Origin of the sequence: Streptomyces mirabilis, assembly GCF_018310535.1 — a bacterium.
Classification (GTDB): Bacteria; Actinomycetota; Actinomycetes; order Streptomycetales; family Streptomycetaceae; genus Streptomyces.
In genome coordinates this window covers 8,135,907-8,149,101 of the sequence record NZ_CP074102.1, presented here as the reverse complement: position 1 = coordinate 8,149,101, position 13,195 = coordinate 8,135,907, and the positions used below count along the sequence as shown (strand labels likewise).

The following is a 13,195-nucleotide window of genomic DNA, read 5'->3' as shown; positions in this document are numbered from 1 at the left end:
GGCCGGTGCTCAGCCCGCCGTCCCGCGCGGTACGACCGTCGACAGGACCGCGGGCAGGGGGTACCAGTCCGCCGAGACCACGCTGGCGTGCTGTCGGGCGAGGAGGGCGACGCGGTCGAGGGCCTGGGCCTGGGTGGGGTTGGTGGCGTCGATGGCCGGGGGCACGTTCTGGCCGTCGGTCATGACGACGAGGTAGTGGCGGTCGTCGTACCAGGCGGTGTCGATGGTGCCGTTCGCGTAGGTGGCGGCGTCGCCGTCGAAGATCACGAACCAGGGGCGGATGGTCGGGTCCGTGTAGCGGGTGCGCGGGTCGCCCGTGGCCGCGTTGTGCACGGCGGGGAAGGCGGCCGCCTCGCGCAGGCGCCCGGCCGCGGCGAGGTCGCGGAGGTAGGTGGCGTACTCACGGTCGGTCCAGAGCGAGTCGAGGGGGTTGCCCTCCTCGACGGTTCCGGGGATCAGCTCGACCATGAACTTGCCCGCGAGGGCCGAGCGGGCGGGCCAGCCGTCGGCGCGTACGGCCGAGTCGAGGTCGCCGTGGGAGCCGACGATGTCGGCGGGGCGCAGCAGGGCGTCGCCGAGCTTCGCCGTGAGCAGGGCGTCCAGCTGGGCGGGGCCGCGGCCGTTGTTGGCCTGGAAGCCGTCCTTCATCTCGATCTTCAGCTGGATCGGCCGGTGGCCTGGGTGTGCGTCGTGCCAGGCCTTGATGTCGGAGAGGCAGCCGGCGAGGTCGCGGTTGCGGGACTTGGTGCGCAGTTCGGAGGCGTTCGCCGCGTTCTCGCAGTTGTTGTCGTTGCCGATCGGATTGCTGTGCGAGACGCGCCAGGAGGCGCCGAACACATTGGTCCACACGTCGAGTTCGAGCATTCCGGCGCCGGAGTCCAGCGCGTCGGCGAAGTACGTGTACTTGGCCTTGTCGTAGGAGTTGTGGACGCCGACCGAGGTGCTGGCGGAGTACGAGAGGTCCGCGGCGGTGGCGCCGGGGGCCGTAGTCAGGGCGAGGGCTCCCGCCGTCGCCACCGCGATCCCGGTACGCGTCAACACCCTCACATGTCTGCGCATGTTCCCCCTGCCTCCTGTGTCTCGGTGGTCAACCGACGTGCAGCGTAGGGGTGTTGGGTGACATTAGGAAGATGCCGCGGTGAAGGGACGACGGGCGACGCGACACGTACGGAAGACGGATGCCGTCACACCGCTTCCCTCCAGTCCGACCAGTCGGTACGTTCGGGTCCGGAGTCCCGATGGATGACGGAGGTCCCATGACCCAGCCCGCGCCGCATGTTCACGGCCACTGCGACGCCCGCTTCGCGGCGGTGCGCACCGCGTTCGAGGAGAACTTCCAAGGCCGCGACGAGCTCGGCGCGGCCGTGACCGTCACGCTCGACGGCGAGACGGTGGTCGACCTGTGGGGCGGTTGGGCCGACGCGGCGCGCACCCGGCCCTGGGAGCGCGACACGCTGGTCAACGTCTGGTCGACGTCCAAGGGGCCGACCTCGCTGTGCGCGCACATCCTGGCCGATCGCGGGCTGCTCGACTTCGACGCCCCGGTGGCCGCGTACTGGCCGGAGTTCGCGGCGGCGGGCAAGGAGTCCGTGCTCGTACGGCATCTGCTGTCGCACCGCGCGGGGCTGGCCGGGCTGCGCGAGCCGCACGATCTGGCCCAGCTCTGCGACTGGGAGCTGACCGTCGAGCGGCTGGCGGCGCAGGAACCCTGGTGGGAGCCGGGGACCCGGTCCGGGTACCACGCGCTCACCTTCGGCCATCTGGTGGGAGAGGTGGTGCGGCGCGTCTCCGGGCTGCGGCCTGGCGCGTTCCTCGAGCGGGAGGTGACCGGGCCACTCGGAATCGACTTCACCATCGGGCTGCCGGAGAAGGAGGCCGACCGGGCGGCCGAGCTGGTGCATCCGCCGGTCGCGTCGAGCAGTGAACAGGCGGCGATCTTCGCCCAGTTGGCGCCCGCGGCGGTGGCCGCCCTCACCAACCCGCTGGTCGGCGCCACCGAGGCCAACACGGCCGGGTGGCGGGCTGCCGAGATACCGGCGGCCAACGGCCACGGCACGGCCCGCGCGGTCGCGGCGCTGTACGGGATCTTCGCCGGGCGCGGGGCGTACGGCTCCCGACAGGTGCTCTCCCCGGAGGCCGCGGAACGGGTGCGCGAGGGGCAGGGCAGCTGCCGGGACCTGGTGCTCGGCGCCGGGTTCGAGCACGAGACGGAAGCCGGCCTCGGGCTGTGGCTGAGTGGACCCAATGGCTCGTACGGCCCCAACCCGAGGGCTTTCGGACACGACGGCTTCGGCGGCTCCTGCGGTCTCGCCGACCCGGAGTCGGGCCTCTCCCTGGGGTACGTCATGAACCGGATGGGCCCCCACATCGCCGACGACCCAAGGAAGATGGCGCTTGTGGACGCCCTGTACAGCGCACTCTGAGCGCTCCCGCGACGCCTGGTGGGTGCGGGCTGAAACCGGCCGAACCGTCCGACCGCTCTTCCCCCGTGGTTTAGACCAATGCTAGATCTGGTGGCGCACAGAGCCCGCACGGCTACGTCTTGTCACCACGATCAGCACGATCACCCCGCTCACCACGGTCACCTCGCAGGAGGCGCGGACATGGCCCGCACCACCAGTCCATCCGGCACCCACCCGTCCGACCAGGAGCCCCGTTACGCGCGGATCGCCGCACAACTGCTCGGCGAGCTGCGCGACGGGACCATTCCGCCCGGTGAACGACTCCCGGGGGAAAGGGAGTTGGCCACGCGCTTCGGCGTCAGCCGCGAGACGGTACGGCAGGCGCTGCAGCGGCTGCGGCGAGACGGCCTCGTCTCCACCGACCGGCGCGGCAGCCACGCAACCCTGACCGGCACCACCGCCGAGCACATCCCCTCGCTCGACTTCCCCGTCGGCGCACACACCGCCGAGCCCTGCGCCGTCCACCGCGCCAGCGTCACCTGGGAGGCTCCCCCGCCCGAGCACGCCGAGGCACTGGGGCTCGCGCCGGCCCGGCCGACCCTCGTCCATCGCTACGAGTCGGCCGCGGCGGACGGCAGCGGACTGCGAACGGCCGTCACCTCGTTCTCCGCCGTCGCCGTGACCGAGGTCGAGGAACTCGCCCGCTACCGCGACCGCGCGGACGGCGCCGCGTCGGCGCAGCTGCGGCGGGCGTACGACTGGATGCGCAAGGCCGGACTGACCCTGCACCACCGGGACGCGATCACACGGCTCCCGCAGTCCGTGCGGGTCACCCGGCGCGTGCACGACCAGTACGACCGGCCCCTGGAGATCACCGAACTGGTGGTGGAGGCGCAACAGGACGCCCTCGTCTACGAGTTCACGCTGCCGGCGGCGGGGTGACCCCGGTCCGAGGATGCAGTCATGTGACAGATCCCGGGAGCGCCGTACGGGACTGGCTTCGAGACATGACCACCAACGACGCACAGCGGATCGAGCGGGCCAACGCCACGGACCGCGTCCCGGTCGTCTTCGTCCACGGCCTGTGGCTGCTGCCGAGCGGCTGGGACCGGTGTGCCGCGCACCTTCGACCAGTTCCGCTACGGCTTCGCCAACGCGGAAACCCGGGCGTCACCGAGATCACGGAGATCCCGAACCGTGGCCACGCACTGGCCATCGACCGCGGCTGGCAGGAGGTCGCCGACACCGCGCTGGAGTTCGTCCGCCGCTTCGCCTGACCTCCCGGGACAGCGCGGGTCAGCCGGAACCGGAAGCGGCATCCGAAGCGGCGGAGGAGGCGCCGCCGCTTCGGGTGGCCACCACCATCCGGCATCGCGGACTGCCGTCACGCCGCCACCCGAACTCGGGCAGTGCCAGGAGCTCCACCTCGAACCCCGCCCGCCTCAGCTCCCGCTGTACGTCGCCGAGCCGGAACGCCCGGTAGTACATGACGAACGGCGGCCGCCAGACGGCGTTGCGCACCCGCATCGCCGCGTCGAAGCCCAACAGGGCCCAATACCAGGGCGAACTCGGACGCGGCGGGGCCGTGACCGGGAACGCGAAGCGCCCGCCCGGTCGCAGTACGGAGTGGACCTGGCCGAACAGACCCGGCAGCTCGCGCGGCAGGAAGTGCCCGAACGCGCCGAAGCTGACGACGAGATCGAAGACGGGGCCGAAAGGCAGGGCACGCGCGTCACCCCGTACCCATGCGTGGCGCGGCGACGTCCCCCGGTCCACGCCCTCGTGCGATCCGGGGCGCACGACCCCCGGCGCGTCCGCTTCCGTACGCTTCGGTTCCCTCGCACCCGCCCGCTCCCGCCCCACGGCCAGCATCCCCGCGCTGATGTCGACCCCGATGACCCTCTCCCGGCACAGTTCGCTCAGCACCTCCATGCCCGCGCCCGTGCCGCAGCACAGGTCGAGACCGTGGTCGAACGGGCCGATGGGGCCCAGTGCACGGGCCACGGCGTCGAGGATCGCGTCCGGAGTCCGGAACGGCGTGTGGTCGAACTTGGGTGCGAGCAGGTCATAGCCGTGCTCGACGGAGGACAGGGCCTGCGCGGCCAGTTCGCGGAGGGTGGGACCTTGCGGGGTGAACATCGCCCTCAGCTTAGGGGCAGCGCGCGCCCCGGGCGCCGGTCTAGGGTCCCGTTCATGACTTCGTTCCGTCCTGCCCCCGTCTGGCTGGCCGACGCCGTCTTCTACCAGATCTATCCGCAGTCCTTCGCCGACTCCGACGGCGACGGCATCGGCGACTTCAACGGGATCGCCGAGCGCCTCGACCACCTCGCGTGGCTGGGCGTGAACACCGTGTGGCTGAACCCGTGCTTCGTCTCACCGTTCCGCGACGCCGGGTACGACGTCAGCGACTACCTGGCCGTCGCACCCCGCTACGGCTCCCTTGACGACCTGGCCAAGCTGGTCGACGAGGCGGGTCGGCGCGGCATCCGGGTCCTGCTGGATCTCGTGGCAGGGCACACCTCCGACGAGCACCCGTGGTTCGAGGCCGCCGCGAACGATCCGGCCGACGACCGGTACATCTGGGCGTCCGAGGGCCGTCCCGACGGCTTCGTCCCCTCTCCCGGCACCCGCCCGGGCGCGTACCTGCCGAACTTCTTCACCTTCCAGCCCGCTCTCAACTTCGGCTACACGCGGGCGAATCCGGCCGAGCCCTGGCGCCTGCCGGTCGACGCCGAGGGGCCGCGCGCCAACCGGGCGGCGCTGCGCACGATCATGGACCACTGGCTGGGGCTCGGCCTGTCCGGCTTCCGTGTCGACATGGCCGCCTCGCTCGTCAAGGACGACACGGACAAGACGGAAACCGCCAAGGTCTGGGCCGAGTTGCGCCACTGGCTGGACGACGCGCATCCGGACGCGGTGCTGCTCTCGGAGTGGGGCGAGCCGGAGGTGTCCGTCCCGGCGGGCTTCCACGCGGACTTCTTCCTCCAGTTCGGCGGCCCCACCGACGGCCTCGCCCTGCGCTCGCTGTGGAGCAACGGCGAGGGGACGGTCAACGAGAGCTGGGACCCGCTCGACTGCTTCTTCGACCGCAGCGGCCGGGGTTCGCCGCGCCCCTTCCTCGATGCCTGGGAGAAGGCGTCCACCGCGCTCGGCGCGAGCGGCTTCATCTCCCTGCCCACCGCCAACCACGACTTCTCCCGCCTCAACTGCGGCCCGCGCACACCCGAGCAACTGCCCGCCGCCTTCGCGTTCCAGCTCACCTGGCCGACGCTCCCGGCGATCTACTACGGCGACGAGATCGGCATGCGCTACCTTCCGGGCCTGCCCGACCAGGAGGGCAGCGTCCTCGGTCCCCGCTACAACCGCGCGGGCTCCCGCACACCGATGCAGTGGGACGAGGGCCCGAACGCCGGATTCTCCACCGCCGCGCCGGACCGCCTCTACCTCCCCGTCGACCCGTCATCCACCCGCCCGACCGTCGCCGCCCAGCGCGCCGACGAGACCTCGCTCCTCCACCTCGTACGCCGCCTCGTCACCCTGCGCACCCACACCCCGCAGCTCGGCTCCCAGGGCTCGGTGGAGGTGCTGCACGCCGGCCATCCGTTCGTGTACCTGCGCGGCGGAAGGTACCTCGTGATCATCAACCCACAGGAACAGAAGGCGAGTTACGCCTACGACGGTGCTCGCGCCGGGACGCCGGTAGAGGCCGACGGGGTCACGGTGAACGGCTCCACGATCACCGCCGAGGGTTTCGCGTACGGGATCTTCGACCTGGGCCCCGGCCGCTAGGGCCTGTCCTCGTCCAGGAACGCGCACACCGCCTCCGTGAACGCCTGCGGCGCCGCGCTGTGGATGAGGTGTCCGACAGGGATCGTGACGACTCGCCCGCCGGGGACGCGGCGGGCGAGCTCGGCGATGCCGTCCTGGGGCACATGGCTGCCCGGTCCGCCGGCCAGCACCAGTGTGTCGGCGGTGATCCTGCTCAGTCCCTCGAGCCACGCCGGGTCGGGCGTGTCGATCTGCCTTCTGATGGCCCTCACCATGTCCCAGTCGAAGGTGAGCTCGCCGTCCGGCCTGGTCGGAGTGGTCTTCTCGCGAGGCCGCGGAACCGGCACGTCCTCCAGGACGAGCCGGCTCACCCGCTCGGGTCGCTCCTGCGCGAGCAGGTAGGCCACGACCCCGCCCATGGAGTGTCCGATCAGGTCCACCGTGCCGAGTCCCAGCACGTCGAGGAACCGGAGCACATCGGCACGCATGAGTTCGAGCGAGTACTCCCCCGGCCAGTCGCTCCGTCCGTGGCCGCGCAGATCGAGGGCGTACACCCGTCGCCCGCGGGCGAGAGCGGGCATCACCTCGGCCCAGTCGGTGCTGTCCTCGCCGACCGCGTGCAACAGGACGAGCGGCGGAGCGGACTCCTGGCCCCACACCTGGCAGACGAGCCGGACCCCTCCCACATCAACCGTACGACGATCAACCATGCGGGAGAGGATATGCGTCGGTCATCGCCCGCCAGGCCTCGGCCTCGGACGCCCCGGGCTACTCAGCCGACCGTGAGGACGATCGCGCCGGAGTAGTCGCCTCCCGCCTCGATGGCCGTCTGCGTGCCGTCGACCGTCATGGTCACGGACTTGCCGCTCGCCGCCCGCACCGCCGCATCGGCGGCGACGGTCAGCCTGGTCAGATACGAGGTGCCGGTCACGGTCCAGGCCGAGCCGCTGTTCAGCTGGACGATCACGCCGTTGTTGACGGCGGGTTGGACGGTGTTGGTGACCTGACCCAGCTCGTAGAAGTTCGAGGAGTCGATCGTGCTGACGCGGTGCTCGGCCTTCGTGGCCGAGATGACGCCCTGCACGGTCGAGTCCTCGAAGGTGAGGACCATGTTCTTGCCCGCGCGCATGCCGTTGTAGAAGTCGCCCGCCAGCGCGATGGAAGTGAAGGTGGCGGCGCCGTCGGCCGTGTGGACCGAGGCCGGGTCGAAGGAGGCGTCCTTGGCGGGGTCGCCCGTGGGCTCGGTGTAGACGCCGACGTTCATCATCTTGCCGTCGACGTTCACCGGGCCCGGGTCGTCGCTCTCGATCATCTGCAGGATGATCCCGTTGCCGGGGTTGAGCTGCGCACCCTCCGATCCGTCCACCGTGATCGAGGTCTGCTGGCCCTTGTTGAGGAAGGTGGTCTGCGCGGAGGTGATGACCGTGCCGCCGTCCACCTTCAGTGTTCCGGTGCCGAAGAACATGAATCCGAAGTGGCCCGAGTTGACGACCGTGATCCGGGCCGGGATGGCCGCCAGTTCGGCCTTGGTCAGTCCGAGGCCGAGCGAGGAGTTGAGTGCCGCGACGGCTTCGCGAGTGCTGTCGCCGTAGTGGATCGAGGCGGCCGGGCCCGCGCAGATGGTGGCGTAGGAGCCGACATCGAACTGCGAGCCGAGCACGCGGACGGTGGCGTCCCCGATGGCGTAGGTGCCATAGCCGTACGTTCCCGTGTTGCCGACGCTGCTGTTGATCGCCGTCAGCTGGAGCCCGCTGCCGCCCTCCACCGACAGGGCTCCCCAGGTCTCCGACTGCACGGTCGAGTTGATGTACGTCGCCTTGGTGCCGGCGCCGATGAGGTTGGTGGCGCGGACGTCGCCGTCCAGGCCGAGCATCCACGGCACGGACTCCATGTACGGAGTCTCCACGGTCGCCTGGTAGTCGGCGGGCAACGTGCCGTTGTGGGCCCGCAGGCGGGAGTTCTTCACGATGACGTTGGCGCCGTCGTCCGCGATGACCGTCGTGCGCACCACCCCCTTGTTGGTGATCCTGGCACCGTCCACGACGAGCGTCGTGGCCGAGCCGGTGCCGACGACCGCGGCGCCGTATCCCGCGAAGTCGCAACGCCCGTTGCCCGTGAGGGAGATGGCGGGGCTCTTGAGCGTGTAGGTGCCGTTCTTCACGAAGACACCGTCGAAGCACTCGCCGGTGGAGGTGATCGCGACGTTGCGGGCGAGGGTGTCGGTGAGCGTGCCGCCGACGACTGCGGACAGGACGGACTTGCCGCGGTCCACGCCGTCGGCGCCCACGTAAAGGGCCTGCCGGAAGGGAAAGGTGACGGTCTGATAGGTGACCGCGTTGGCTTCCGCCACGGTGAGCACGATGTCGCCCTGGTAGGTGCCGGCGGAGATCAGCGTCTCGGTTCCACCCGTCTCGGTGAGGAGCTGCCCGATCTCGACCCCGTCGACGGTGAGGGTGACGCTGTACCCGTCGGGCGCGGTGACCTTTCCGCCTTCGGCCATGGACAGCTCGCTCACGCGCGTGGTCGCCGAGAGCTGGTAGGTCTCGCCGGCCCCCACGGAGATCTTGTCCGCCTTGGTCGTCTTCGCCGTGGGCCCCGCCGCCAGGGCGGGGGCCGCCGGGACGAGCAGGGCTCCGGCCGTGGCCGTACCGGCGATCAGGAACGAACGTCGGGTGATCAGCGTCATTGCATGCCTTCCCAGAGATCGAGTGCGTCGTCGCGCAGCGTGACCGGCCGGCCGTCGGATTCAAGGGGGCGACGGCTCGGGCGGAGGCACCAGAGGTGCGCGTGGGAAAGTGAATCAGCCCTGGACACAAGGGAGTAGTCGCCTTGCGGACACATACGGGAGGGCGATGTCTCAGATCGTGCGGCCCGGTTCATGGCCGTCACACAGCGTGGTCACAGACGAGCCGACGAGGAACGCACGACGGTGCGGCGGACGGCCTGGACCGTCCGCCCCACGTGCTCGCCGCACCGTGCTCCCCGCGCCTGGGACTACGCCGGGGCGATCATCCCCGCCGACAGGTCGATGTCCGCCCCGCACAGTCCCGGCATCGCGAGCATCGCCACCAGCGCCCGGGCGACCTCGTCCTCCTCCACGAGCCGGCCCAGCGCGGCGCGCGAGGCGAAGTCCCGCTCGGCGGCCTCGACGCTCGTACCGGTCAGCTCGGCCGTCAGCCGGAAGTTGCGGTCCATGCGCGGACCTCGAACCGGCCCCGGGGAAAGGGAGTTGACCGCGACGCCGTATGGTCCGACCTCGCCCGCCAGCGTCCGGGTCAGACCGAGGAGCGCCATCTTGGAGGCGGTGTACGGGGTGCGGTTCAGCAGAGGCCGCTTTCCGCTCACGGAGGCGATGTTGACGATGTCACCACGTCCGGCCGCGATCATGGGCGGCAGGAAGGCCCGGCACATCAGGTACACCCCGCGGACGTTGGCGGCGAACACCTCGTCCCACTCCTGCGGCTCAATGTCGGTCAGCTGCCGCACCGGTCCCGCGACTCCGGCGTTGTTGACGAGCAACGACACCTCCTCGTCGGCGAGTTCGAGGGCCAGGGCGCGCACCGACTCCGGGTCGGAGACGTCACACACCGCCGTACGGGCCCCTCCACCCTCCTCGGCCACCAGCGCCGCCGCGTCGGCGAGGGCCCGCTCGCCCCGGCCGACGAGGACCACCCGGACCCCGGCACGCGCCAGGGCGAGCGCGAAGGCCCGCCCCAGCGGTCCGCCGCCGCCCGTGATCAGCGCCGTACGCCCGTGGAGGGTCATGCGTTGTTCCACGGCAGTTCGTCGCCCGCGGCCTTCGCCGCCCGTACGTCACCGGAGCGGGCGTGCCCCTCGAACAACTCGACGCGTGAGGCGCGCCCGCACAGCCGGCCGAGCAGCGCCCCCGAGCCGGTGTCCGTGACCTCCTGGTAGGTGACCGTCTTGAGGTACTTCCCCACCCACAGGCCGCCCGTGTAGCGGGCGGCGCCCCGGGTCGGCAGCACATGGTTCGTGCCGATGACCTTGTCGCCGAAGGACACACAGGTGCCCTCACCCAGGAAGAGCGCGCCGTACTGCGTCATCCTGCGCAGGGCCTCGCGCGGCTCGGCGGTCAGGACCTCGACGTGCTCGAAGGCGAACGCGTCGGCGAGCGCGTACAGCTCGTCGAGGGAGTCCACGACATGCACCTGCCCGTGGTCGCGCCAGGCAGGCCCCGCGAAATCGCGTGTGGGCATGCCCGGCAGGAGCCGCTCGACCTCCGCGATGGTCTTCTCGGCGATCTCGCGGGAGGTGGTGATCAGGACGGCCGGGGAGTCGGGGCCGTGCTCGGCCTGGGAGAGCAGGTCGACGGCGCACACGAAGGGGTCGGCGGCGCTGTCGGCGAGGACCAGGATCTCCGTCGGGCCCGCGAAGAGGTCGATGCCGATCTCGCCGAACAGCTGGCGCTTGGCCTCGGCGACATAGGCGTTGCCCGGACCGGCGATCAGGTTCACCGGCTCCATCGTGTCCGTGCCGACGGCCATCGCGGCCACGGCCTGCACCCCGCCCAGCAGCCAGATCTCGTCCGCGCCCGCGAGGTGCGCGGCGGCGACGGTGGCCGCGGGGATCTCGCCGTGGATCGGGGGCGTACAGGCGACGACCCGTGGCACGCCCGCGACCTTCGCCGTGACGATGGTCATGTGCGCGGACGCGGTGAGCGGGTAACGGCCGCCGGGGATGTAGGCGCCGGCCGCCCGCACCGGGATGTGTTTCTGCCCGAGCCTGACGCCCGGCAGGGTCTCCACCTCGAACTCGCCCATCGAGTCGAGCTGGTGGCGGGCGAAGGAGCGCACCTGGTCCTGGACGAAGCGGATGTCGTCGATGACCTGCCGCGGGACCGAGGCGACGATCTTCTCGATCTCCTCGGCGGAGAGCCGGAAGGCGTCGGGACTCCACCGGTCGAACTTCTCGGAGTACGCGCGCACGGCCGCGTCGCCGCGCTCGCGGACGTCCGCGATGACGCCCGCCACGGTCTCGCGGACCTGGTCGAGCGAGACGGTGACCTCCGCCCCCGGTACGGCGTGTTTCAGGATCGTTGCCACAACTGCGACCTCTCTGCGGGTGGTTGACGGCGGTCGACGGCTACACGGGGGGTGCGACGAACAGCACGTCGGGGTCGTTGAACTGCTCCTTGGCGACCGACTCGCTCATCGGGTCCGCGGTGCCCCACTGGTCCTGGGTGATCGGATCGTCCACGTCGTGGCGGCCCGGGTGCCACAGGTCCTCCTCCAGGACCGCGAGTTCGGTCGTGTACTCGACCGTGTTGCCGTGCGGGTCGTGGAAGTAGGAGAAGGTGTTGTCGCCCGCGAGATGGCGGCCGGGGCCCCAGGTGAGCCGGGTACCGGCGCGCAGCGCCCGCCCCGTACCGCGCATGTACTCCTCCACTCCGCGCATCTCGAACGAGGCGTGGTGCAGGGAGACATGGGGGCCGCGCGCGATGGCGAAGGAGTGGTGGAGCGGGCTGCACCGCAGGAAGTACATGAGGTCGCCCATGTGCGCCGAGTACAGGGTGTCGGTGAGCCGGAAGCCGAGGTGCCGGACGTAGAAGTCCCGCAGCCCTTCCGGGTCCTGGGAGTTGACCACGCAGTGCGAGAGGCGCACCGGGATCGCCTCGCGCTCCTCGATCCTGCGGTGTGCGCGCGTCTCGACGTCGGCGGACACCTCCACGACCCGGCCGTCCGGGTCGAAGAAGCGGAAGCCGTAGCCGCCGCCGGGCGTGTCCAACGTCCCCGGTTCGCCGATGAGTTGGACTCCGGACCGCCCGAGGCGCAGATGCAGCTCGTCCACGGCGGCCGGCGAGAGGGCGCCGAAGGCGACCAGGTCCATCCGCTTCCGCTCGTCCTCGCGGATGCGGACGATGTACTGCTCGGGGCTGCCCTCGGCGGCGAAGAAGGCGATCCCGGTGTCGCCGGCGACCTCGGTCAGGCCCCAGGTGGTGCCGTAGAAGGTGCGTTGCCTGGCGAAGTCCGGTACGGCCAGGTCGACATGGCGGAGGTGGGTGATGGGCTGGAAGGTGCTGGTCACTGTCCGCTCCTGACGGTGTTGCGCTGGTGGCCGAGGCCCGTGATTTCCGCCTCCATGACGTCTCCGGGTTTGAGGAAGACGCCCCAGTGCGCGCCGTTGCCCGCCGGGGAACCGGTGAGCAGCAGGTCACCGGGGCGCAGGGTGGTGGTCGTGGAGACATAGGCGATGAGCCGGGGAATGTCGAAGATCATGTCCTTGGTGGACTCGTCCTGGCGCACGACTCCGTTGTGGCGCAGGGTGATCCGGACGTCCGCGTCTTCGGTGGGGTTGCCGACGAAGGCGGCCGGTACGAGGAAGGGGCCGGTCGGCAGGAAGGTGTCGGCGTTCTTGGCGGTGAACCAGTCGGTGCCGATGGCCTTGAGGTCGGGCCGGTAGAGCCGGTCGCGGGTGGTGAGGTCGTTGCAGATGGTGTAGGCGGCGACGTACGACATCGCGTCCTCGACCAGGATGTTCTTGCCCGTCCTGCCGATGACGAGGGCGAGTTCGAGCTCCCAGTCGTGCTGTTCACCGAACGCGGGCAGCACGATGTCGTCGTACGGGCCGCAGATCGCGCGGGGCGAGCCGAGGAAGACGTACGGGACGCCGCTGCGGATCCGCTCGTCCATCATCCGCTCGGCGTCCGCGCGGGCCTCCTCGGGCGTGGCACCGTGCACGCTCTCCTTCTCGGCGGCGACCAGGTCCACCACGTGCTTGCGGTAGTTGGCGCCGCTCTGCAGGATCTGGCCGGGCTCGATGGGGGCGAGGACGCGCAGGTCGGCGAGGTCGTGCCAGGCGTCGGCGGCCTCCTGGGCAAGGTCGACCAGGCGCGGGAAGAGGGCCTCCCAGTCCTCGACGACCGCGCGCAGGGACGGGGCCAGGTCGGACAAGTCACGTACCCGGGGCCCGACGACCAGGCCCGGGAAGACCCGTGAGCCGTCCCCGAAGGTGCCGAGGGCGAACGGTCCGGTGATGGGGGTCCCTCCCTGTTCGAGCGCAGCCGA

At 70.9% G+C, this 13,195-nt stretch carries 12 protein-coding genes; 4 read left to right on the top strand and 8 right to left on the bottom strand.

The features are described 5' to 3' along the window. Positions 1-9 precede the first annotated feature (9 nt). On the bottom strand, positions 10-1,059 hold the full coding sequence (locus SMIR_RS36075) for a phosphatidylinositol-specific phospholipase C domain-containing protein (protein ID WP_168489530.1): 1,050 nt from the start codon (positions 1,057-1,059) through the stop codon (positions 10-12). Between the two features lie 197 nt (positions 1,060-1,256). Here SMIR_RS36075 and SMIR_RS36070 point away from each other — a divergent pair, with 197 nt between their 5' ends. The 3 genes from SMIR_RS36070 to SMIR_RS43820 all read left to right on the top strand — a co-directional run bounded on the left by SMIR_RS36070 (position 1,257) and on the right by SMIR_RS43820 (position 3,679). Further along, a complete protein-coding gene (locus SMIR_RS36070) occupies positions 1,257-2,423 on the top strand; it encodes a serine hydrolase domain-containing protein (RefSeq protein ID WP_212727905.1) in 1,167 nt (388 codons plus the stop codon). Positions 2,424-2,603: 180 nt separating this feature from the next. Continuing rightward, positions 2,604-3,344 carry a GntR family transcriptional regulator gene (locus tag SMIR_RS36065; protein ID WP_212727904.1) on the top strand — a complete coding sequence of 247 codons (741 nt, stop codon included), beginning with the start codon at positions 2,604-2,606 and terminating at the stop codon, positions 3,342-3,344. Positions 3,345-3,409: 65 nt separating this feature from the next. Further along, on the top strand, positions 3,410-3,679 hold the full coding sequence (locus SMIR_RS43820; RefSeq protein ID WP_249938524.1) for a hypothetical protein: 270 nt from the start codon (positions 3,410-3,412) through the stop codon (positions 3,677-3,679). A 19-nt stretch (positions 3,680-3,698) separates the two neighbouring features. Here SMIR_RS43820 and SMIR_RS36055 read toward each other — a convergent pair whose 3' ends face one another. After that, positions 3,699-4,541, bottom strand: a complete 843-nt coding sequence (locus SMIR_RS36055; protein WP_212727903.1) for a class I SAM-dependent methyltransferase — start codon at positions 4,539-4,541, stop codon at positions 3,699-3,701. A 54-nt stretch (positions 4,542-4,595) separates the two neighbouring features. Here SMIR_RS36055 and SMIR_RS36050 point away from each other — a divergent pair, with 54 nt between their 5' ends. After that, the gene (locus tag SMIR_RS36050) at positions 4,596-6,191 is read left to right on the top strand and encodes an alpha-amylase family glycosyl hydrolase (protein ID WP_212727902.1); all 1,596 of its coding nucleotides are present in this window, start codon (positions 4,596-4,598) and stop codon (positions 6,189-6,191) included. Here SMIR_RS36050 and SMIR_RS36045 read toward each other — a convergent pair. The 6 genes from SMIR_RS36045 to SMIR_RS36020 form a co-directional block, all read right to left on the bottom strand. Further along, on the bottom strand, positions 6,188-6,880 hold the full coding sequence (locus SMIR_RS36045) for an alpha/beta fold hydrolase (protein WP_168489536.1): 693 nt from the start codon (positions 6,878-6,880) through the stop codon (positions 6,188-6,190). The genes SMIR_RS36050 and SMIR_RS36045 overlap by 4 nt on opposite strands. A 62-nt stretch (positions 6,881-6,942) precedes the next feature. Next, positions 6,943-8,856 (bottom strand): hypothetical protein, encoded by a 1,914-nt coding sequence (locus tag SMIR_RS36040; RefSeq protein ID WP_212727901.1) that lies wholly within the window; start codon positions 8,854-8,856, stop codon positions 6,943-6,945. A gap of 308 nt (positions 8,857-9,164) precedes the next feature. Then, a complete protein-coding gene (locus SMIR_RS36035; protein ID WP_168489538.1) occupies positions 9,165-9,935 on the bottom strand; it encodes an SDR family NAD(P)-dependent oxidoreductase in 771 nt (256 codons plus the stop codon). Beyond that, positions 9,932-11,233, bottom strand: a complete 1,302-nt coding sequence (hisD, locus tag SMIR_RS36030; RefSeq protein ID WP_212727900.1) for a histidinol dehydrogenase — start codon at positions 11,231-11,233, stop codon at positions 9,932-9,934. The genes SMIR_RS36035 and hisD overlap by 4 nt, the downstream gene beginning before the upstream one ends. A gap of 40 nt (positions 11,234-11,273) precedes the next feature. Continuing rightward, the gene (locus tag SMIR_RS36025) at positions 11,274-12,215 is read right to left on the bottom strand and encodes a VOC family protein (protein WP_168489539.1); all 942 of its coding nucleotides are present in this window, start codon (positions 12,213-12,215) and stop codon (positions 11,274-11,276) included. Continuing rightward, positions 12,212-13,165: a fumarylacetoacetate hydrolase family protein gene (locus SMIR_RS36020; protein WP_212728459.1), complete on the bottom strand. Its 954-nt coding sequence runs from the start codon at positions 13,163-13,165 to the stop codon at positions 12,212-12,214. The genes SMIR_RS36025 and SMIR_RS36020 overlap by 4 nt, the downstream gene beginning before the upstream one ends. Between the last annotated feature and the right edge of the window lie 30 nt (positions 13,166-13,195).

What these genes read in the sequence shown, in the direction of transcription:
- SMIR_RS36045 (WP_168489536.1), bottom strand. Translation starts at nt 6,880, where the DNA reads ATGGTTGATCGTCGTACGGTTGATGTGGGAGGGGTCCGGCTCGTCTGC.
- SMIR_RS36065 (WP_212727904.1), top strand. Translation starts at nt 2,604, where the DNA reads ATGGCCCGCACCACCAGTCCATCCGGCACCCACCCGTCCGACCAGGAG.
- SMIR_RS36055 (WP_212727903.1), bottom strand. Translation starts at nt 4,541, where the DNA reads ATGTTCACCCCGCAAGGTCCCACCCTCCGCGAACTGGCCGCGCAGGCC.
- SMIR_RS43820 (WP_249938524.1), top strand. Translation starts at nt 3,410, where the DNA reads ATGACCACCAACGACGCACAGCGGATCGAGCGGGCCAACGCCACGGAC.
- SMIR_RS36050 (WP_212727902.1), top strand. Translation starts at nt 4,596, where the DNA reads ATGACTTCGTTCCGTCCTGCCCCCGTCTGGCTGGCCGACGCCGTCTTC.
- SMIR_RS36070 (WP_212727905.1), top strand. Translation starts at nt 1,257, where the DNA reads ATGACCCAGCCCGCGCCGCATGTTCACGGCCACTGCGACGCCCGCTTC.
- SMIR_RS36035 (WP_168489538.1), bottom strand. Translation starts at nt 9,935, where the DNA reads ATGACCCTCCACGGGCGTACGGCGCTGATCACGGGCGGCGGCGGACCG.
- SMIR_RS36040 (WP_212727901.1), bottom strand. Translation starts at nt 8,856, where the DNA reads ATGACGCTGATCACCCGACGTTCGTTCCTGATCGCCGGTACGGCCACG.
- SMIR_RS36075 (WP_168489530.1), bottom strand. Translation starts at nt 1,059, where the DNA reads ATGCGCAGACATGTGAGGGTGTTGACGCGTACCGGGATCGCGGTGGCG.